The 21,094-nt window shown below is 34.1% G+C and carries 21 protein-coding genes; 10 read left to right on the forward strand and 11 right to left on the reverse strand.

Features of this window, described 5'->3' with window-relative positions; genetic code table 11:
- Positions 1-13 precede the first annotated feature (13 nt).
- The 5 genes from ACQY44_RS02250 (at position 14) to ACQY44_RS02270 (ending at position 5,266) form a co-directional block, all read left to right on the forward strand.
- Positions 14-1,675 (forward strand): family 16 glycosylhydrolase, encoded by a 1,662-nt coding sequence (locus tag ACQY44_RS02250; RefSeq protein WP_428228805.1) that lies wholly within the window; start codon positions 14-16, stop codon positions 1,673-1,675.
- A gap of 83 nt (positions 1,676-1,758) precedes the next feature.
- Positions 1,759-2,517, forward strand: a complete 759-nt coding sequence (locus ACQY44_RS02255) for a glycoside hydrolase family 16 protein (RefSeq protein WP_428228806.1) — start codon at positions 1,759-1,761, stop codon at positions 2,515-2,517.
- Between the two features lie 319 nt (positions 2,518-2,836).
- Complete coding sequence (locus tag ACQY44_RS02260) at positions 2,837-3,421, forward strand: RNA polymerase sigma factor (RefSeq protein ID WP_428228807.1); 585 nt, start codon at positions 2,837-2,839, stop codon at positions 3,419-3,421.
- 50 nt (positions 3,422-3,471) lie between these two features.
- Complete coding sequence (locus ACQY44_RS02265; RefSeq protein ID WP_428228808.1) at positions 3,472-3,615, forward strand: hypothetical protein; 144 nt, start codon at positions 3,472-3,474, stop codon at positions 3,613-3,615.
- A 586-nt stretch (positions 3,616-4,201) separates the two neighbouring features.
- Entirely contained in the window at positions 4,202-5,266 is a 1,065-nt protein-coding gene (locus ACQY44_RS02270) for a tetratricopeptide repeat protein (RefSeq protein ID WP_428228809.1), read from the forward strand.
- A 15-nt stretch (positions 5,267-5,281) separates the two neighbouring features.
- Here ACQY44_RS02270 and ACQY44_RS02275 read toward each other — a convergent pair whose 3' ends face one another.
- Positions 5,282-5,959 carry an endonuclease III domain-containing protein gene (locus tag ACQY44_RS02275; RefSeq protein WP_428228810.1) on the reverse strand — a complete coding sequence of 226 codons (678 nt, stop codon included), beginning with the start codon at positions 5,957-5,959 and terminating at the stop codon, positions 5,282-5,284.
- 295 nt (positions 5,960-6,254) lie between these two features.
- Between ACQY44_RS02275 and bcp the strand changes: the two genes are divergently transcribed.
- Positions 6,255-6,707, forward strand: coding sequence for a thioredoxin-dependent thiol peroxidase (gene bcp, locus ACQY44_RS02280; RefSeq protein ID WP_428228811.1), 453 nt, complete (start codon positions 6,255-6,257; stop codon positions 6,705-6,707).
- 273 nt (positions 6,708-6,980) lie between these two features.
- Here the strand turns inward: bcp and ACQY44_RS02285 are convergent, their stop codons facing one another.
- Positions 6,981-8,441 carry a TonB-dependent receptor gene (locus ACQY44_RS02285; RefSeq protein ID WP_428228812.1) on the reverse strand — a complete coding sequence of 487 codons (1,461 nt, stop codon included), beginning with the start codon at positions 8,439-8,441 and terminating at the stop codon, positions 6,981-6,983.
- Positions 8,442-8,531: 90 nt separating this feature from the next.
- Here ACQY44_RS02285 and ACQY44_RS02290 point away from each other — a divergent pair, with 90 nt between their 5' ends.
- From ACQY44_RS02290 to ACQY44_RS02300, 3 genes are read left to right on the forward strand one after another with little or no spacing between them, the layout of a single operon-like run.
- Entirely contained in the window at positions 8,532-9,296 is a 765-nt protein-coding gene (locus ACQY44_RS02290) for an MBL fold metallo-hydrolase (protein ID WP_428228813.1), read from the forward strand.
- Between the two features lie 12 nt (positions 9,297-9,308).
- Positions 9,309-9,812 (forward strand): hypothetical protein, encoded by a 504-nt coding sequence (locus tag ACQY44_RS02295; protein ID WP_428228814.1) that lies wholly within the window; start codon positions 9,309-9,311, stop codon positions 9,810-9,812.
- A 46-nt stretch (positions 9,813-9,858) separates the two neighbouring features.
- Positions 9,859-10,287 carry a hypothetical protein gene (locus tag ACQY44_RS02300; RefSeq protein WP_428228815.1) on the forward strand — a complete coding sequence of 143 codons (429 nt, stop codon included), beginning with the start codon at positions 9,859-9,861 and terminating at the stop codon, positions 10,285-10,287.
- 50 nt (positions 10,288-10,337) lie between these two features.
- On the opposite strand, the gene ACQY44_RS02305 is transcribed toward ACQY44_RS02300, so the two are convergent.
- The 5 genes from ACQY44_RS02305 to ACQY44_RS02325 form a co-directional block, all read right to left on the reverse strand.
- Entirely contained in the window at positions 10,338-10,931 is a 594-nt protein-coding gene (locus ACQY44_RS02305) for a hypothetical protein (RefSeq protein ID WP_428228816.1), read from the reverse strand.
- Between the two features lie 64 nt (positions 10,932-10,995).
- Positions 10,996-11,640 carry an alpha/beta hydrolase gene (locus tag ACQY44_RS02310; protein ID WP_428228817.1) on the reverse strand — a complete coding sequence of 215 codons (645 nt, stop codon included), beginning with the start codon at positions 11,638-11,640 and terminating at the stop codon, positions 10,996-10,998.
- A 217-nt stretch (positions 11,641-11,857) separates the two neighbouring features.
- Positions 11,858-12,184, reverse strand: coding sequence for a hypothetical protein (locus ACQY44_RS02315; protein ID WP_394776715.1), 327 nt, complete (start codon positions 12,182-12,184; stop codon positions 11,858-11,860).
- 5 nt (positions 12,185-12,189) lie between these two features.
- On the reverse strand, positions 12,190-13,446 hold the full coding sequence (locus ACQY44_RS02320) for a dihydroorotase (RefSeq protein WP_428228818.1): 1,257 nt from the start codon (positions 13,444-13,446) through the stop codon (positions 12,190-12,192).
- Between the two features lie 128 nt (positions 13,447-13,574).
- Positions 13,575-15,503, reverse strand: a complete 1,929-nt coding sequence (locus ACQY44_RS02325; RefSeq protein ID WP_428228819.1) for a BatA domain-containing protein — start codon at positions 15,501-15,503, stop codon at positions 13,575-13,577.
- Between the two features lie 263 nt (positions 15,504-15,766).
- On the opposite strand from ACQY44_RS02325, the gene ACQY44_RS02330 reads away from it, so the two are divergent.
- Positions 15,767-16,879, forward strand: coding sequence for a lactonase family protein (locus ACQY44_RS02330; RefSeq protein WP_428228820.1), 1,113 nt, complete (start codon positions 15,767-15,769; stop codon positions 16,877-16,879).
- Positions 16,880-17,035: 156 nt separating this feature from the next.
- Here the strand turns inward: ACQY44_RS02330 and ACQY44_RS02335 are convergent, their stop codons facing one another.
- From ACQY44_RS02335 to ACQY44_RS02350, 4 genes are all read right to left on the reverse strand, one after another.
- Entirely contained in the window at positions 17,036-18,388 is a 1,353-nt protein-coding gene (locus tag ACQY44_RS02335) for a DEAD/DEAH box helicase (protein WP_428228821.1), read from the reverse strand.
- 109 nt (positions 18,389-18,497) lie between these two features.
- Complete coding sequence (locus ACQY44_RS02340) at positions 18,498-18,866, reverse strand: response regulator transcription factor (protein ID WP_428228822.1); 369 nt, start codon at positions 18,864-18,866, stop codon at positions 18,498-18,500.
- 9 nt (positions 18,867-18,875) lie between these two features.
- On the reverse strand, positions 18,876-20,384 hold the full coding sequence (locus ACQY44_RS02345) for a DUF4838 domain-containing protein (protein WP_428228823.1): 1,509 nt from the start codon (positions 20,382-20,384) through the stop codon (positions 18,876-18,878).
- Complete coding sequence (locus ACQY44_RS02350; RefSeq protein WP_428228824.1) at positions 20,338-21,090, reverse strand: DUF4838 domain-containing protein; 753 nt, start codon at positions 21,088-21,090, stop codon at positions 20,338-20,340. The genes ACQY44_RS02345 and ACQY44_RS02350 overlap by 47 nt, the downstream gene beginning before the upstream one ends.
- Positions 21,091-21,094 lie beyond the last annotated feature (4 nt).

The following is a 21,094-nucleotide window of genomic DNA, read 5'->3' on the forward strand; positions in this document are numbered from 1 at the left end:
AATATAAGTAATCATGAGTAAAAAAATAATTAAAAATATAGTATTACTTTTTGCAATACTCTTAGCAATAAGTTGTCAGAAAGACGATTATGCTTTTGGTGATTTGTCAGCGCCAAGTAACGTCAAAGTTACCACTGAGATTATCGGAAAAACGACAGCTGCTCCAAACGGAGACGGATCAGGAATGGTAAAACTTGTTGCAACAGCAGACAATGCCATCTCTTATAAATATGTATTTAGCGATGGTTCGACGACGAATTCTCCAAGTGGTGTTTTTACCAAACGTTTTACCAAAACGGGAGTCAACAAATATACCGTTACAGTTATAGCAACAGGAAAAGCGGGTATTGCAACCAGCATTATTACTGAGGTAGAGGTAAGAAGTGACTTTAAAGATGATGAAGCGGTGGAACTCTTAACCGATGGAACTTCTAAAAAATGGTACTGGTCAGCTTCTGAGCCCGGACATTTAGGAGTAGGGCAAAACGACAGTGATGCTACTAAAAATTATTTTCCAAACTATTATTCAGCAGGAGCTTTTGAGAAAGCGGCATCTCCGGCAAGTAGTTGTTTGTATGACAATGTGCTGACATTTTCTAAAGAGGGTGACCAGTTGAAATTTGAATTAGACAATGGTGGTGCAACATTCTTTAATGCTTCTTTTGCAAGTGTAGCCGGAGGAAGCTCACCGGATGATGCTTGTTTGACTTATAATACTGCAGGAAAGAAAACAGTATTATTAAGCCCTTCAGAATCGTTTGTAATGGCCAATCCGGATCATGCAACACAAACCAGAGGAACAACAATGAATTTCTCTGATGGAGGATTTATGGGCTACTATATAGGTCAGAGCTCTTATGAGATTCTATCCATTACAGCCAATAGAATGGTGGTTAGGGCTGTTATGGGAGGAAATCCCGGACTAGCCTGGTATCATATATTTACAACTACAAAGCCTACTCAGACACCACCGGCAGAGTATACAAAATTAGTCTGGTCTGATGAGTTTAATACAGATGGAGCGCCTGATGTTACAAAATGGAATTACGATCTGGGAAGAGGAGACAGCGGTTGGGGAAATAATGAAGAACAAAACTATACCAACTCAGCAACAAACGTAATTGTTCAGGGCGGAAACTTAAAGATTACAGCTAAAAAAGAAGCTTCAGGAGGTGCTAATTATTCATCAGCCCGACTCAAGACCGATGGTAAATTTAAATTTACGTACGGTAAAATCGAGATAAAAGCCAAACTACCAACTGGTGTAGGAACATGGCCCGCAATTTGGATGTTAGGCTCAAATTATGCAACTAAGCCCTGGCCAGCGTGTGGTGAAATCGATATTATGGAGCATGTAGGTAAAAATCAGAATGTTATTCTAAGTACGCTTCATTATCCCGGTCATTCAGGCGGAAATGGTAATACAGGTTCTAAAACAATACCAAACGTTTCAACAGAATTTCATGTCTACAAAGCGGTTTGGAGTCCAGCATCAGTAACAACATTTGTCGATGATGTTCAGATTCACTCCGTTCCTAATGATGGTACTTTACCTTTTAATAGTGATTTTTTCTTAATACTAAATGTAGCTATGGGAGGCAACTTAGGCGGCAATATTGATGCTGCTTTTACACAATCTTCGATGGAGGTCGATTACGTAAGGGTATATCAATAGATTGTAAATTAATTAGTAAGAATGAAGTGAGAAGGTCAGTTAAGGCTGGCCTTCTTATTTTTTTGTAATTTTAAAAAGAGACAATGAAAAAAGTAATTGCACTATTAATGCTTTCGGGTTTTTGCTTTGCGCAAGAAGCAAAAAGAAAATTAGTTTGGGAGGAAAATTTTAATAAAAAAGAGGTGAATGAAGCCGTTTGGAATTTCGAAATCGGTGATGGATGCCCGGATTTGTGTGGCTATGGAAACAACGAAAGACAGATTTACACCAAAACAAATCACGAAATCAAAGATGGGAATTTAATTATAGAAGCCAGAAAAGAAGGAAATAAATACACTTCTACCAAAATCACCACTAAGGGAAAAAAAGAGTTTAAATACGGGCGAATCGAAGCCAGGGCGAAACTACCTGTCGGGCATGGTTTATGGCCAGCATTCTGGATGTTGGGTGCTAATATTGATGCCGTAAAGTGGCCAAAGACAGGAGAAATAGATATTCTGGAATATATTGGCAGAGATCCTCACATGGTTTATACCACTTTGCACACACAAGACAGCCACGGAAATACAATTAATACAAAAAGAACCCCATTTCCTGCTATAGAAGAAGGATATCATATATATGCAATTGAGTGGACGAAAGATAAAATAGATTTTTTCGTAGATAAAACACTAGTGTATACCTTTAGTCCGGAAGTTAAAAATGAGGATACCTGGCCTTTTGATAAGCCATTTTATATTATCGTCAATTTGGCCATAGGAGGAAATTTTGGAGGGCCTGAAGTAGATGATAGTATACTTCCCCAAAAATATTATATAGACTATGTTCGCGTTTATGAATAGCAGAGTAGCTTAAAAAGGAGTGGATAAATCAGGTGTAAATAGATTAATTGTTTGATTTTTAGTTGTTTATATCTGATTTTTTTTGTTAAAATTAAAGTTGATTTTAGTGACCTGCAGCGTGAATTTAAGTCTATGCTGCAAAAATTAACGATTTATTGTTAATTATTCTTCATTTTGTTTGCTTTTTAAAATATTAATTTGTTAAATTTGGTCAGAATATTAACATAACCATATAACCCAAAAAAGACGCCTATACAGTAAAACTACTTTTATAAAAATTACTCCAAATTTTTAAACAGAAACTAAAAAAAGTAGTACTATGGCTGATCTGCATATTCCAGACGCTCTATTGGTTAAAAATTATGTCGAAGGCAATGAAAATGCGCTTGCGACACTAATAAAGAGACATGAGTCTAAGATATATGGATTCATATATTCGAAGATTGCTGATAGAGATATTTCAAATGATATTTTTCAAGATACTTTTATTAAGGTCATTAAAACCTTAAAAAGTAATTCCTATAATGAAGAAGGTAAATTTCTTCCCTGGGTAATGCGTATTTCGCACAACTTAATTGTAGATCATTTTCGCAAAACCAAAAAAATGCCAATGTACAGAGAAACCGAAGAATTTTCGATTTTTTCTGTCATGTCTGACGATTCTTTGACTATCGAGAACAAAATGATTTTCGATCAGGTCGAAATAGACCTCAAAAAGATAATTGAAGAGCTTCCGTCAGATCAAAAAGAAGTTTTGGTGATGCGTATGTATCAGGACATGAGTTTTAAGGAAATATCTGAACTTACGGGGGTTAGCATCAACACAGCATTAGGAAGAATGCGTTATGCGCTAATGAATTTAAGAAAAATAATTGACAAACATCAAATTATTTTAACCAACTAATACTATTTGTAGTAATAGTCCGTTATACTATAATAAAACATTTTGATGGTATGGCGAAAATTTACTCTAAAAAGGCATTAGCTTCTAAAGATTTAAAACCTAAAAAAGAAGTGATTTCTTTTTTACTTCATTATTCACAAGCATTAACAGTTGTGAAAATTGAAGATAAAAGTTTTGAAATTATAGCTAATTAAACAGCCCACTATATTTGTCGGATGTTTATTTCGAAAGAAAAACCAAATGGTCGTTTTGGTTGAAAGCTCACTATCTGTATGCAAATACAGGTAGTGAGTTTTTTTTACTCCTTAATTTTATGTTTGTTTTGGCGGACTCACAATACATTTACATTGGTTTTACAATTAATTGGTATAAAGGTTTATAAAAATGGTTTTGTTAAAATTCAGTATTTTAACTTAATATCAAATATTTATTTTATATTTAGCTTTATTTTAGTTAAAAATCGGTTTTTTATTTAATGAAATTGCAATATTGAAGCAATTTATGTATTAAAAACCTTTCAATATATCGAAAAATTCAATTATTAGTAATATCAAAAAAGGAGTCTAACCAAAACCAAATCATCTATGACGAAAAATTACCCTAACCTTGTTTTGTTTGTTGTTGTCTTTAATATCTCATAAAGATCATTAAAACAGAAGAATTGTTTGTGAAATAATAATGGAGTTAAAAGTAAAAGCTTTAATCTCCCGAATTCAATATTTACAACCAATTCTCATAAGTAGTACCCTTAATCTATTTAACAATCAAACTTAACTCAAAATGAAAAAGAGCCCTAAGATCTTATTATTGCTACTATTGATCAATATTAGCGCATTTGCCCAAAAAGAGGAAATAAAAGAAGCGCAATCGTATTATAGTAAAGGAAAAACACAAGAAGCATTAGTGATTTTAAAGAAAATAGAATATCTCATCGTAAATGCCCCAGTTGAGGTAAAGTCTGATTTCTATTTTACAAAAGGAAATGTGTACAAAGATTTAGCAACCAAAAATATAGATGCTGCAGCTAATTTCGCCTTAGCAGTAGGAGCTTATCAGGATGTCCTGCTATATGAAAATGATTCTCAAATTTACAAGTACGCTTTCAAAGCAAGTTTAGCGTTGAAAGAAATGAAATCTAAACTCGTAGATGGAGCTTACAACGATTATAAAGCAGAAAAATACAAAGAAAGTGCAGATAAAAGTTACGAAGTTTACCTCTTTGATAAAAAAGATGTCGCAAACTTGTTCAATGCAGCTTCTGCTTCTTTATCCGGTAAAGAGTATAAATCAGCCATTAAATATTTCGAGGAACTTAAAAGGCTAAACTATACCGGGGAAGTAGTTATTTTTTATGCAACCAATAAAAAAACAAAACAAGAAGAAGCATTTATTTCAATGAGTGCCAGAGAAGCAAGTATTCAGGAAGGACTTTATGAAAAACCAAGAAATGTAAATCCACCATCAAAAAAAGAAGAAATCCTGACTTCTTTAGCTTTCTCTTATATGGAAACTAACGATTATTGTAGCGCAGAAAAATATTATGAAGATGCATTACAAGTCAATCAAAATTGTATGACGTGTTATATCAATCTGGCCTATGTTAAGATACAGTTCAAAAAAGAATTACTGGATCTTATGGCTACGTTAGGCAACAGTACTAAAGAAATGCAACAATATGATAAATTAGATGCTCAAAAAGATGAAATTGTAAAAAGCGCCATTCCATATCTTAAAAAGGCGCTCACAATCGAGCCCAAAAACGAAAGTGCTACAAAATCACTTCTGGGTATCTACAGATCGCTAAATATGACAAACGAATACAATATGCTTAAAAGCAGTATGTAAAAAAGAAGAGAGAAGCTACTTAATGATTTTTTTAGTAGCTTCTTCTTTTTTAGTTGCTTTCTCTATCAGCGATTTTTTTCCAATAGTCCTCGTTATAATGTCTTTCTCTAAGCTCCAGCCCCTTGCAGGTGAATATTCACGTCCGTACCAAATGATTTGCAAGTGCAGATCATTCCACAATTCTCTCGGAAATAATCGTTTCGCATCTTTCTCCGTCTGTACCACGTTTTTTCCGTTCGAAAGATTCCATCTTAACATCAGTCTGTGAATATGCGTGTCAACCGGAAAAGCCGGCACACCAAAAGCCTGAGACATTACGACACTCGCCGTTTTGTGTCCCACAGCAGGCAATTCTTCAAGAGCTTCAAAACTCTGCGGTACTTTCCCGTCGTATTTATCAATCAAAATATGCGATAAACCATGAATTCCTTTTGATTTCATTGGCGATAATCCACACGGGCGAATAATTTCCTTGATTTCTTCAACCGACATTTTAATCATATCATACGGATTATCAGCTTTGGCAAAAAGTATAGGCGTAATCTGGTTCACACGTACATCAGTACATTGTGCGGAAAGTAAAACCGCAATCAACAAGGTATAAGGATCCTTATGATCTAATGGAATAGGTATCGTAGGGTAGAGTTCTTTTAACGTATTTATAACAAATTGTACGCGAGCTTCTTTATTCATTTCCGTATTTTTAATCCCGTAAAAATAGTATAATTTTCATGATGTGCCTAATCCAGCTTTCCGTTACAACCTCATTGTGGCAATAACATTTTTAAGCATTTGCAAGAGCTTCCTTCGGTCGCTTTGCCAATGCAAAAAATGTAAATTACCACAACTCCGGGGTTTTACTTCAATCCGGGGCATGATAAGTAGGAATTGTAAATGATAAAATGTAACTTCAAATTATACTTTTATTGCTGTGTGCCATTGTAAAATCTAGTAATTTAAGAAGTCTAACAATCTAAAATCGAAATAAATGATAACATTACAAAAAGGAGATAAAGCTCCAAATTTCTCAGGAACAGACCAAGACGGAAAAACACATAAACTGGCAGATTACGCCGGAAAAAAATTAGTGGTTTTCTTTTATCCAAAAGCAAGTACTCCAGGCTGTACAGCAGAGGCTTGTGATCTAAGAGATAATTTTGAGCGTTTTAAAGCCAATAATTACGAACTTCTGGGTGTAAGTGCCGACAGTCAGAAAGCACAGCTAAAATTCAAAGACAAATATGAATTCCCTTTTCCTTTATTAGCAGATGAAGACAAATCTGTAATCAATGCGTTTGGTGTTTGGGGACCTAAAAAATTCATGGGAAAAGAATATGACGGAATCCACAGAACAACTTTCGTAATAGATGAAAACGGAATAATTGATGAGGTGATTTCTCAGGTAAAAACAAAAGAACACGCAGCACAGATTTTGAAATAAGTTTTTGTTTCAGCTTATATTACAATCCTAAGTGGGATTTTACCGCAAAGGACGCTAAGTTTTTTATATAGATTACATTTATAATACGCAAAGTTCGCAAAGCTTAATCAACACAAGCTTTGCGAACTTTGCTTTTACAAAAACTTTAGATGTACAAAAAAACTTAGTGTCCTTTGCGGTAAAATTTTTATTCGTTCAGAACCTGAAACAAAAGAAACCTGAAACAAAAAAAAGTCCCAAAAAGAAAACTTTCTTTTTAGGACTTTTTTGATATTAGTTATTCTGTTCCAGTTCTTTCTGTGGATGATACCCAAAAAGATGGTGCTCTTTTATTATTTCGGCAATACCGGAAGGAAGCATTGGTTCCCAGCCTGGTTTCCCCTGATTGATCATTTTTAAAACCTCACGAGAGAATACCTCAAGATTATGCGGATCGTAATCAGCAATGTCCACTACTTTTCCGTTGAATTTAAAGAATTTGTACAATTCTTTCATTCTAGGATGTACCTTTAAGTTGTTTGAATTCATCAATACACCATTATCGTCCAGCATTGGATACAAGAAGACTTTCATATCTCTGTAGAATAATTTTCCAAAAGCTTCGAGAATTCCACCACTTAAATGACGGTAATATTTCTCATCAAAAATATCTACCAGGTTGTTGACCCCCATTGCCAATCCCATTCTCGCTTTGGTATAATTAGCAAAATATTCAACCACTTTATAATATTCCTGAAAGTTCGAAATCATTACAGTCTGACCTAACGAACAAAGCAATTCGGCTCTGTCCATAAAATCGCGTTCATCAATTTCACCATCAGAACGCAAATTCGAAAGCGTGATTTCAAAAATAACCAGTGTATTATCTTTCTCCACCTTATTTTCTTCAAGAAACATTTTAAGTGATTTCTCGTACATGTCCATGTTTACTTTCGTAACCGGACGAAAACTTCCTCTAAGTGCAAGAAGGTTCTTTTTGTATAAAATGGCAGCAGGCAGAATGTTTTTTCCTTCAGGGTTAAACATTACGGCATCAGTCATTCCGTTTTTAACCAATTGCAAACTAATCAAACGATTGTCAACATCAGCAAAACGAGGTCCTGAGAAGTTAATAGTGTCAATTTCGAGTTGGTCTTTGTCTAAGTGATCGTATAGGTAACGAAGTAATCGTTTCGGATCGTTGTACTTATAAAAAGCACCGTAAATTAAGTTTACCCCTAAAATTCCCAGTGTTTCTTGTTGTAGTCTGGCATCAGTTTCTTTAAAGCGAATGTGAAGAATAATTTCGTTATAAGCTTCGTCAGGTTCTATTTGGTATCTGATTCCAACCCAACCGTGACCTTTAAATTGTTTGGCAAAATCTATTGTTGCAACTGTGTTGGCATAACTAAAGAAGAGTTTGGTAGGATGTTTCTCTCTGCTTAATCGTTCTTCAATTATTTGTCCCTCAAGCGTCAGCATTTTCTTTAATCGCTCTTCGGTAACATAACGTCCGTCACTTTCAATTCCATAAACGGCATCACTGAAATCTTTGTCGTAGGCAGACATTGCTTTTGCAATTGTTCCCGATGAACCTCCGGATCTGAAAAAGTGCCTCACGGTTTCTTGTCCAGCGCCAATTTCAGCAAATGTTCCGTAAATATTCTCGTTTAAATTAATGCGTAACGCTTTGTCTTTTATGGAAGGAATCTGTTCGATGACCTTGTCACCTTTGAGTTTTATTTCTGTACCCATTTTATTTTAAATAGATTTGTTACAAAGTTAGCAAATTAGGCTTCTAATGAAAGAGAAATAATCCTATTTTTGTAAAAAAAATAAGTTCAATTGAAGGTATATTTTTTAGGTACTGGTACTTCCCAAGGCATTCCGATAATCGGAGTCGATCATCCTGTTTGTAAAAGCACTGATGCTAAGGACAAAAGGCTTCGCGTATCCATCTGGATTACGTGGGGCGGGCATTCATATGTAATAGATTGTGGTCCTGATTTCAGGCAGCAAATGCTTTCTTGTGGCTGCAGGCATCTTGATGCCATTTTGTTTACACACGAACATGCAGATCACACAGCGGGATTAGATGATATTCGCCCGTTTAATTTCAGACAAGGAGAAATTCCCGTTTATGCACATCAGCGTGTGATTGATAATCTAAAACGTCGTTTTGATTATGTTTTCGAAACTGTAAACAAATATCCCGGTGCGCCAAGTGTTAAAACAATAGAGGTAGTAAATGACGAACCTTTTGCCATTGGAGATAAAACAGCTATTCCCGTGAATGTTATGCACGGCGATTTGCAGGTTTTTGGTTATCGCATTGATGATTTTGCCTACCTGACCGATGTTAAAACGATTCACGAAACGGAAGTTGAAAAATTAAAAAATCTTAAAGTTCTAGTGGTAAATGCTTTGCGTGTAGAACCTCACGATACACATTTTAATTTGCAGGAAGCACTGGATTTTATCAATTTAGTAAAACCGGAAGTAGCTTATTTAACGCATATTAGCCACGTTTTAGGCTTTCATGAAGAAGTACAAAAACAGCTTCCTGAAAATGTTTTTCTGGCTTACGATAATTTAGAAATTACAATTTAATTATACCACAAAATGAAAAAATCCTTAATGCTTTATCTTTTTATCCTTGCAATATTAATGAATGTTTTTACTTATATGTTTTACAGCAGAGAAGTGAAATTCGGGCAGGAACGATATGATAGAACTACTAAGAAACTGAGAGATAGTATTGATTTAGTAAAAACTGAATTAGCTGATGCCAATTATTTTTCTTTGGAACATAATGAAAATGCACAAAATTATTTTGACAACAGCGCTTCCGGTGGAAAAGTAATTTTATACGAAAAATTGATTCCGGTTGTAACAGAGAAGTTATTGGATTTCAATGCAAATCCAAACGGGAATCCTTATACAGGTCAGGATAAAATAGGACCAAACAAGTTTATCATCAATAAAGTAAAGATTTTAAACCACAGATGGATCATTGCAGATTATAGTAATGGCGAATTATGGGGAGAAGTCTTGTTAAAATATTTTGTTGATAATGATGATAATATTACTTTTGAGGTAAATCAAAGCTGGTTATATCAAAAATAGTATTCAGGATGCTATTTTTTATTACCACTTTTAAAAAATAGGATGTATGAAAAAGATGTTTTTATTTTCGATTATTATTGGTCTTTCGTTTTCTTGCGCTAAGAAAGTTTCGGAAGAAAATAAAACTCCTAAGCAACAAGAAGCTAAGCCAGTTGTAGTAGGAGGAGATTCAGATGTCCATGGTTGCAAAGCTTCTGCAGGATATACCTGGTCAAGCCTTAAAAAAGAATGTGTGCGTCTTTTCGAAGTGGGCACCAAATTAACTCATACTGAAGACGGAAAAACATATTCGACAGTTGCCTACGTTATTTTTGACGGAAATAAAGCCGAACTTTTTCTCGATACTCAAAAAGAACCCATTCTTTTAGAAAGAAAAACTGAAGGTGATTCCTGGAGTAAGGATGATTATCAATTGATTCCCTGGAAAGGCTATGTGTTGAAAAAGGACGGAAAAATTATTTATACAGGTGAATAAAGTTTACAGTAGACAGTCGCAGTTTTCAGTTGGAAAGCTGCGACTTTTTTTTATTGCTTATTAAAAAAATCTTTAATCATTGTTGAACTCTCACCAGGATTTCTCAGTGACACAAATTCACCATTTTCATCGATAGTAAAATGTCCTTTAAAAGCTTCAGGCATTGTGTTATATTGATCATTTACCTGATTCAAAGTTTCTTTAAAGCAATTGTAATTGTATTTTTCGACCAAATAAGGCAAAGCGTTTTGCCCTCTTAAAAGTTCATATTCCTGATAATTATAAGGAGTACTTTCTTGTCTTTTTTGCAATGTCAGATTGAATTTCTGCAATAGTTTTTCTATTTCTTTTTCGCTTACAAATTGTGAAAGTCCACGCAGCGCATAGATTTTCATGTCGAGATATCTTTCCTTTTTATAAGCATTATCAAAGAAATCCTTCAATTGAGGGAAATCAAAATTGTATAATAGTCTCAAAATCTTATTTCTAAGATCAAGTTGTTTTGTCACAGAATAAATCCTTGTTAAGTGAACGAAATTATTCTTATCGATACTGTTTTTGTCTAAAGAAAACAGCGCATTTCTAAAGTCTTTATTGCTGTCCTTTATTTTTTCGTCAGTTAATATACTTAGAAAATTACTCATTGTTAAAATTTAAAATGACTGAAAACTGAGCCCGAGACAGAGACTGAAAACTGTGACTAAAAAATTACTCCGCCAGCCAGTTTTTAAAATCAAAGAAATTTTGCGGGGCCACTCCATGACCCACGGGATATTCTTTATACGTAACCGGAATGTTTAGTTTTTCTAAAATTGCAGGCGTTTTTCTTGCCCAGTCAATCGGGATTACCTGATCTACGGTTCCGTGAGAAGCAAATATTTTAAGGTTTTTAAAGTCGTTTTTCTCGTAACCTTCTTTGATGATTTCTTCGTTAAAATAACCACTCATAGCGACAACTCTCTGAATTTTTTCAGGATAAGAAAGTGCAACAGAATAGCTCAAAATAGAACCCTGACTGAAACCAACCAAAGTAACGTTATTGGCATCAATAGGATAATTAGCAACCAGTTCATCTACAAAAGTAGCGATTAGATCACGTGAAGTTTTGGCTTGTTCGTTATCTGAAAATTTATTCTGATCTGCGTCAAAATTTATCGCATACCACGCATAAGCGCCATATTGTAAATCATAAGGAGCACGAGCAGAAATGATGTAATAGCGATCCGGAAGTTCAGTAGCAAACGAAAACAAATCAGCTTCGTTGCTGCCATATCCGTGTAATAAAAGTAAAACCGGATTTTTATCTAAGATTACTTTTGGTTCTTGTATTTTATATTCTAAAGATAGATTCATTTTTAATTGTGAATTGTAAGTTGTGAATTGTAAATTTTCTACTTTGACAAAGCTTGTTGAGATTATAATAAATCTGTTTTTATCTGCGTTTTTACCTGCAAATCAGCGTCATCTGTGTTCCGAATTTTTACGCTGATAAAACAGATTCGCTAAAGCGAAAACACGGATTATGGCGGATTTTTTTTGGAATTTGGAATTTTAAAAATTTGAAATTTCTCTAACCTATCGATTTAAACCATTTTTGAAAAAGACCTCCAACCAACGGAATTGGTCTTGTTTGTCCCTGAATTGCGCTAAAAATCCCATACGTCCATAATATTGAAATACAGATCCACATAGGGAAAGTAATCATAAAGCTGTCGAAATTGCTGATAATGGCTCCAAAGGAAATAAAAGCAAGCGATAATCCTAAAGCCTGGCGAATATGAAAAGAAGCGAAACTATTTTTATTTTCAGAGTTCATAGACATCGCAATTAAAACACCAATAATTAAAATATAACTGGTAATGGCGATTGATTTTCCCTCTTCGATTGAATTATTCATTGTAATTATTTAGTGATAACAAGTTGGTTTTGATTTAAGATTCCGTAAACGGTACCTTTAATTTCTGTTCCTAAAAAAGCAGAATTTTTAGATTTCGAAAGAATATTGGCTTTCGTAAAAGTGGATCCCCCTTCTGGAGTAAAAAAAGTAAAGTTAGCTTTGGCACCTTCAGCAATCGAATTATTTTCAATTCCGAAAATAGCTTTTCCTAAAGTTAGTTTTTCAACAATAGTTTCAAGAGGTAAAACAGTTAATAAAGCTCCAAAGGCACTTTCTAAGCCAATTGTTCCGTTTTTAGCGGTATCAAATTCCATTTTTTTGAACTCGATATCAATTGGGTTATGATCTGAAGTAATCAGGTCTATTGTTCCGTCTTTTACTCCGTTTACTAATGCTTCTCTGTCAGCTTCAGTTCTTAACGGCGGAGTAACTTTAAAACGGGTATCAAAACCTTCTAATTTTTCATCGGTTAAAACTAAATGATGTACAGCAACACTACAAGTTACCTGCAATCCTTTTATTTTAGCTTCTCTTATTAGTTCAACCGATTTTGCAGTGGAAATTGTCGGAATATGAAGTTTTCCTCCTGTATATTCTAATAAAAATAAATTTCTTGCTATTTGTAATTCTTCTGCTAAATTCGGGATTCCTTTTAAACCTAATTTGGTCGAAACAATTCCTTCATTGGCGACACCATTTCCTTTGATATTAGGGTCTTGAGAGTAAGTAATAACCAATCCATTAAAATCCTGAACATATTGCAGGGCGATTTTTAAAAGATTAGCATTGTCTATACTTTTGTTGTAATCTCCAAAAGCTATGGCTCCGGATTTTTTCATATCAAACAATTCGGCCATATCTTTTCCTTCACTGGCTTTTGTTAAAGCACCAATAGGGAAAAGTTCTGTCGCAAAACCATTCGCTTTATTTTTTACAAAATTGACCTGTGACTGATTGTCGATAACAGGGAAGGAGTTGGGTTGTAAAGCAATTGCGGTAAAACCACTTTTTGCAGCAACATTCAGTCCGTTTGCAATGGTTTCTCTGTCTTCATAGCCCGGTTCTCCAAAAGAAACACTGCTGTCGAACCAACCTTGAGAAAGATGTAAGTTTTCAAATTTAACTTCGGTGGTATCTTCAATATCAAGAATCGAAGTTTCTATTTTTTCTATTAAACCATCTGCAATTAAAAGATCAACGGTCTGATTATGAAACGGACTTTTTGAATCGATAATTTTGGCGCTTCTGATGATTATTTTCATATGTAGATATTTATTTATTCAAACATAAAATGTTTTATTTCTACCATTAAGATATTAAGTTAAATTAAGAAGGCTTAACGCTTTATGATCTTAATCTCTTAATGGTTCAGAAAAAATAAACTTAAAGTTTATTTTACGAATTTTATAATTGCCATTTCTAATGCTAAAAATAACAGTGCAAAGATAACAAACCATTTCCAAATTTGGCTGTCAGTTCTTTCAGTTTGTAGCGTATTAAAAATGGTCGAAATCGTATCAGCAGTTTTAAAATCTGAAATTATGTTTGTGTTTACCTGGTTCAAATCGCTTTCGGTTCGTTTATAATTGAAACTCAGATTTTCGACCCATTCTTTTTTATCAAAAATGCTGTAATTTCCGGCTGTTTCAGGGAAATCATTGAAAGTTAGTTTTACTTTGCTATTCAATATTTGCTGAATTGGGATAAAAGAATCTTCAGTTCCTTTTACTTCCAGAATAGCATCTTTAGTTAGTAAAACATCTACAAAATAAGGTTGATTACTACCAATTGTTAAGGCATTAACTCCCGTTTTCTGATTGTTCTGCCCTATTTTATAAAACAACGGAACAATTAGCGGCGATTGCTGAAAGTTTGAATTTGCTGCATTAATTGGTGCTGAAAAAACAGTAATTCCAGAAACCGGATTCTGAATTGCAGTTACAAATACACTTTGATCTTCATACGATAGAACCGCCGGATATGGACTCGAAATATCAAATGAAGTAGCTGTTTTTGGATATTGAAAATTCGTAATTTTATTTTCGAAAACGCCTGAAAACAAAGGATGGTCAAAGTTGATTTTGGTAATTAACTTGCTTTTGCTGTCAAGATTTTTAAACTGAATTTTCCCAAAATTAGCGAGAAATGAATTTAGATTAGAAACGGAACTTTTTTCAGAAGGAATTACCACTAAATTCCCGCCTTTAGAAACAAATGCTTTTAAGGTCGTTTGCAAAGCTTGAGGAACTTCAACTAATTCATTTAAAATAATGGTATTCTGTTTGTCTAAACTATTATAATCTAAACTGCTAATGGAGTAATTGTTGTAATTGAATTCGGCTGAAGTATAAATTCGCGACAAGAAATTACTTTTTTCAGGCTCACCAATACTGATAACATTCGTTTTTTTAGCTTTAGAAATACTAAAATAAAGCGTGTTATCATACGTCAGCCCGTTGTCTTCAATAGTTACATAGCCATGAAAGGCTTCTTTTGGAATCGTAAAATTGACTTTCTTTTTCTTCGTGTCAAACTTGATAATGGTTTTGGCAATCAGCTTATTTTGATTGTATAAAGCCATAGAAACGGGTTTGAAATCTTCGCCATAAGCCGATAAATTAACGCTTATTTCGTAGAAATTTTCTAAAGTCTGATGGATGAAAACGCTGTCAATTGCAACATTGTTTTTTTGCTCGGCCGCAGGAATAATGAAGTATGGTTTATCTTCTGTATCAATGTCTTTTACATCTTTTTCGGCTAATCCAACAGCATCAGTAATGATAACGATATCTTTTTTATGAGCTGATTTATGCGCTTTGATCTTCGCCATTATAGACAAAAGTTCAAAAGGAGTGGCACTGTATTTTAGATTTTGCAAAGCACCTTTAGATGACTTGATATCCGTATTCCAGTAGTTTTCAGTGTTGGTTAATAATGAAAACTGCACAGTTTCAGGAGTATTTTCTAATAATTCCTGTACAGCGCGTTTTAGTAATTCGCCCTTTTTGCCTTTGGCTTGCATACTAAAAGAATTATCGAGAATAATATACATTTCGTTAGTAGCATTTTTACTGTCCTTTGCTTCAAAAAAAGGCTGGGCAAAAGCCAAAATGATACAAGTCAGCAATAGTAAACGCGTCGCTAATAAGAGTCTCTTTTTTATTTTAGAACTCTTTCGGGTTTGAATCGAAAGCTCTTTTAAGAAACGAACGTTCGTAAAATAAGAAGTTTTAAAACGTCGTAATTGAAATAAATGAACCAAAATTGGCACAATCAATAAAAACAGAAAGTATAGAATTTCGGGATGTTTAAAATGCATTCTGGCTTAGATTTATTTCACTACGTTTTGTAGATGCTGGTCAAAAATACAAATTTTTAGTCAAACCGTATAAGTAATATAATTTCATTTAATTTTTACTTAAATCAGCCTCTGCTCATCCTCTCTTATATTGCTTATATGGTATGAAAATTACGAAAGGCAGTCTGAATAATGTAACTTTTGTAAATTCTTTTGTAACAAAAAATGAGTTTCCGAATGATATTATTGAGTATTTTAGCCTATTCAAAAAACAATTAAAAACTATGAAAAGATTATATATAGTTCTTTTTTCTGCTTTCGCTTTTACGACTTCGCAGGCTCAGAATAAATTCAATTTATTGATAGGTACCTATACCAATACTTGCGAGAGTAAAGGAATTTACGTTTATGAGTTTGACGCGACTTCGGGCGATTTTAAATTAAAGAATTCTACGGAAAAGGTAGTGAGTCCAAGTTATTTGTCGGTTTCTGCAAATAATAAATTTGTTTATGCTGTAAATGAAAACGGAACACAGAGTGCTGTAACGGCCTTAACGTATGATTCAGCAACAGGTAAACTGAAAGTATTGAATACAAACTCCTCTCTGGGAGCTGATCCCTGTCACTTAATTAATGATGATAAAAACGTAATTGTTGCTAATTATTCTGGTGGAAGCATTGCTGTATTTAAGAAAAATGCTGATGGAAGTATAACCGAAGGGCAACAATTAATTCAACATGAAGGAAAAGGACCAAATGCTGCACGTCAGGAAAAAGCACATGTGCACCAGGTTGTTTTTTCTCCGGACAAAAAGTTTGTTTTATCAAATGATTTGGGGCAGGACAAAGTTTTTATTTACAAATACAATCCGGGTTCCAGCCATGAAATCCTTACTCTAAAAAGAACTGTTGATGTAAAAAAAGGAAGTGGGCCAAGACATTTAACCTTTAGCAAAGACGGTAAATTTGTATATTTAGTTCAGGAATTAGATGCGACCCTTACTACTTTTAGTTATGATAAATCCGGTAATTTAAAACTGCTTGCCGAAACCAGTATTTTGCCAAAAGGATTTACGGGAGGCACAGGTGCTGCTGCAATTAAAATTTCGCCTGACGGGAAGTTTTTATATGTAACAGATCGTGTTGATGCGAACTCAATTTCAGTTTATCAAATTCTGAAAGACGGAAAAATTAAATTTGTAGAGCAGGAAAGCACTTTAGGAAAAGGCCCAAGAGATTTTGCTATTGATCCAACAGGGAATTATCTTTTGGTAGGTCATCAATATACAAATGATATCATTATTTTCAAAAGAGATAAAATCACAGGAAAGCTTACAAATACGGGGAAAAAAATCGAATTGTGTTCACCGGTTGGATTGGTTTTTACGAAAATATAGTAGGGAAGGTTCAAAGGTTAAGAGTAACAAAGGGACAAAGGTTTAAAAATGAAAAGGCTCAAAGAAGTAAAATTAACTTTTACTTCTTTGAGCCTTTTTTGTATACTTTTACTTTGAACCTCTGTTCCTTTGAATCTTTGTCCCTAAGAGAAAAAACTATTTATTCTTATCTTTTCTCTTCTTGTCTCTCGTTTTCAACATATTTCTGTTGACAGATCCGTGGGTTTTCTTTTTGGTTTTAGAAGGTCCTCCAAGGTTGACTTTTTTATTCTTTTTATCTTTTTCATGAAAAGCACCATCACCTGTTAGTTTTTGTTTTTTCATTAAAAACTTAATCGGTTGTTTGTCTTTTTCAGGTTCGATTAATTTAGAGGATATTTCAACTTCTTCAGGAAAATCGGCTATGGCAAGTTCCTGATTCATTAACACTTCCACTTCTACTTTAAATTCTTCTTCACGAGGCGTGATAAAACTAATTGCAGTTCCTGTTGCATCTGCACGACCTGTACGACCAATTCTGTGCATGTACAATTCAGGAAATTCAGGAAGTTCAAAGTTGATTACGTGAGAGATATTCGAAATGTCCAAACCTCTCGCCATAATATCAGTAGTAATCAATCCGCGAAGATTTCCTTCCTGGAATTCAGCCATGGTACTCAAACGATAATTCTGAGATTTATTCGAGTGGATTACGCCAAACTGACCTTCAAAATCTTCTTCGATTCTGGTATGAAGCATATCCGAAATCTTTTTATTATTCACAAAAACCAAAACACGTTCCATGCTTTCGTTAGTTTCTAATAAATGTTTTAGCAGGTTTACTTTTGTATTAAAATTAGGAACATTATACGTGATTTGCGTAATGTTTTCAAGCGGAGTTCCTGAAGCAGCAAGTGTAACTTCTTCCGGGAAATCAAAAAAGTCATTCAAAACAGCATCTACTTCATCTGTCATAGTTGCAGAGAAAAGAATGTTTTGACGTTTGGTTTTCATCATGGCCAAAAGCGCTGTCAATTGCGTACGGAAGCCCAAATTCAGCATTTCGTCAAACTCATCAATAACTAACTTTTGTGTTTCATCAAAACGAATTACAGCATCAAGGGCTAAATCCATTGTACGACCAGGTGTTCCTACTAAAATATCAACTCCTTCGTAAACGGCTTTTTTCTGTGTATTGATATTCACCCCACCAAAAATACCAAGTGTACTAACCGACATATATTTGGTTAATTTCTCGACTTCTTCTACAACCTGAACAACTAATTCACGTGTTGGAACCAGAATTACAATTTTGGGCGTATTGGTTGGTGTAAATTTGTATAATTTTAGAAGAGGTAATAAGTAGGCAAATGTTTTACCGGTACCGGTTTGCGCAATTCCCATCATATCGCGGCCAGACATAATCACAGCAAAGGATTTTTCCTGAATAGGAGTAGGCGTAACAAAGCCTAATTCGTCGATTGCTTTTTGTACTGATTTTGGAAGATTGAATTTTTCGAAAGTGCTCATTTGCATTAAATTTTGTGCAAATATAGCTATAAATAGCTGAAAATTGGTATTTCTTAGAAATTACGATAGTTTGGGGCATTCGTATTTCTCAAAAAAGGACTTTTAATTGTTATAAAAATCTTTTTATTCGCAATAAAAGTTCGTTTGGATTGAAGGGTTTGGCAATAAAATCATCAACACCCAATTCAAAAGCTTCTTCTACCGTATTTTCTTCTTCGCCAAGTGCAGAAAGTGCAACGACACGAATATTTTTAAAATTTTGTTTAATATGGCTAATGATCTCTAATCCTGATTTTAGCGGTATAATAATGTTAGTAATCACTAAATCAGGCATAATGGTTGGGATTCTCTCTATCGCATTAATACCGTCTTTGGCAATGCTTATTTTGTAGCCTTCTCTTTTAAGGATAAATTTCAAAATTTCAATTGTCATATCGTCATGGTCAATGATCATGATTTTTTTGTCACTAGTGTTCATCTTCTGCTTTCATTTTTTATATAATTCTATTTCGTCCAGCATTACCATTGGTTTTTTGTTTTTTCGTTTCCTCCAGATTGGTATTGCTGTTTGGTTTTCTACAATGATTTTAATTTTGGCAAAACTACTAAAGGTTTGATCTCCAATCTCCCATGATTTTGTTGTAATTTCTGAGTCTTCTGTTAAATTGTCACAATTTTTTTCTTGTAGCAGGAACCACTTCTGATCTTTAAAGCCGTATACCTTTATTTTTTTTGGTGTAAAGATCCAATGTCTCTGATCGTTTAGGAAGTTTAATTGTAAGGTATTAAAATCAAGATTATTGGTTTCGATTTCGATTTCAGGATTGTTTTCATACCAGCCAATCCAGTTGATGTTGAAATCTTTGTATCCCCGGTTGCCATCCACTAAACCATAACTTCCTTTGCCTTTAAATTCATCTGAGGGTGACGTAATGAAGTTAACTTTTAAATCTTCTCCTAAATGAGTCGTTGTATTTTTACAAATTTCAAGCCATTCTTTATAGTAATTATCCGGAGAAAGTCCTCCTTCGCTTAATTCATAAATTCCGAACTGATTACAGGATTGGGTAAATTTCAGCACTCGTTCTGTTAAACCTTCTTTTACTTCTTTTTCTCCGTTATAATTTACGATAAACATTCCATGTTGGTTTTTTCCGTAAAATTTGGCTTGTTCAAAATACACGTATTCTAAAGCTAATCGCAATTTCTGAATTCGGGAATTTAAAATAGGATCATTTTCAACAGTAGTTCCTGCTTGCTCTAAGAATTGATCGTATTGATCCATTGCTTCAGGAGTTAAAAAAGTATTTCGGGCTTCAACCGGGCCGGAGTAAATGTCCAGATAGGCGTTACTTTTCTTCTGATAAGCTTCTAATAGATTTAGGTATTTACCAACAAATGGTGCAGCTTTACCATAAAAGCCCCGTAAGAAATCGGCGGTTGTAGCTTCGATATTTATAGAAGTATCCCACATTAATTTGGCTAAAAGATACTGTCGTAATTCTGAAAAATCTCCCGGAATATCTGAATATCCCTGAACGAATAATCCTTTTACCTTATTCTTTTTAAAGAACTTATAGTTGCCCTGAAAAGATTCAAAATTGGGAAAAGGGGACATATAATTTGAAAACTGAACGGTATAATCCCATAAAAATAAATGAGGTGAGGTAATGCTCCAGTTTTCTAATGTTTTTACAAATGAAGAAGCATTTTCGGGAGTAATTACTTTTCCCCGATTCAATTCTATCGGACAGAAAATAGTATAAATATTAGGTGCTATCTTTAGATTAACCGGAGGTTTAAAGGTATGAAGATAGGCGAGTGTCGTAATTTTTGTTTTAGGAAAATGGGATGCAATTTTATTCAAAAAATAATAAAAGGAACCTTGCGGACCACCATGTTTTTTATTCAAAGCCCTGCATTGGGTACATTCGCAATATACGACATCATCATTCTGACTCACTGAATAAAACTGAGCATTGGGTGTTTTCCGCAATAATTTTAGCCATTTTTTTCTCGACCAAGGCTACAACGGTATCATTAGACATACATAATGATTCTGTATTTCGTTCTCCTTCGTATAAGGCAAAAAGTTTTGGATTGGCTTTAAAATATTCTTTAGCAGGAACGAGAACGCTAAAAGAATGTCCCCAGATACCAAAATCATCAACCTGCCAGTCGAGTTTGTGCCAGTCTCTAAAATCCTCATCATAACAATCCGGATAAAACAGCGCTCTGTAATCAAATGAAGGTTGATGTATCTTACGGGTATTTTTGGCAAAAATAAGTTGTGTGACTTTTGGAATATAAGTTTCTGTAGCGGTAAATTTTCGAAATTCCCAAATTTCCAATAAGGTATAAACGGCATAACGCAGGTATTTTTGATTGGGAGCAATGAGATAAATTGATTTTGAATCACTTTTGATGATGAATTCATTCTCTTTTAATTTTTCAGTAGCCGATATTGTTAAAATTATTTCGGATGTATTGCTTTCTTTTTTGCCTTCAGCTGCAATTTCAAAAGGTTTAGCAAAAGCCTTATCCAGATATGTTTTCAGAATTTTAGCTGCAGCCTGAGTATTTTCAGAATTGGTTATGATTTTATTTTTATCGGATATTATGATTTCAGATTGTGCCATCATGTTGAAGCTAAATAGGAAAAAAAAGAAAAGTTGAAAATAAAGAGGATGCTTTTTTTTCATATTG

The organism is Flavobacterium sp., from assembly GCF_965277525.1.
Classification (GTDB): Bacteria; Bacteroidota; Bacteroidia; order Flavobacteriales; family Flavobacteriaceae; genus Flavobacterium.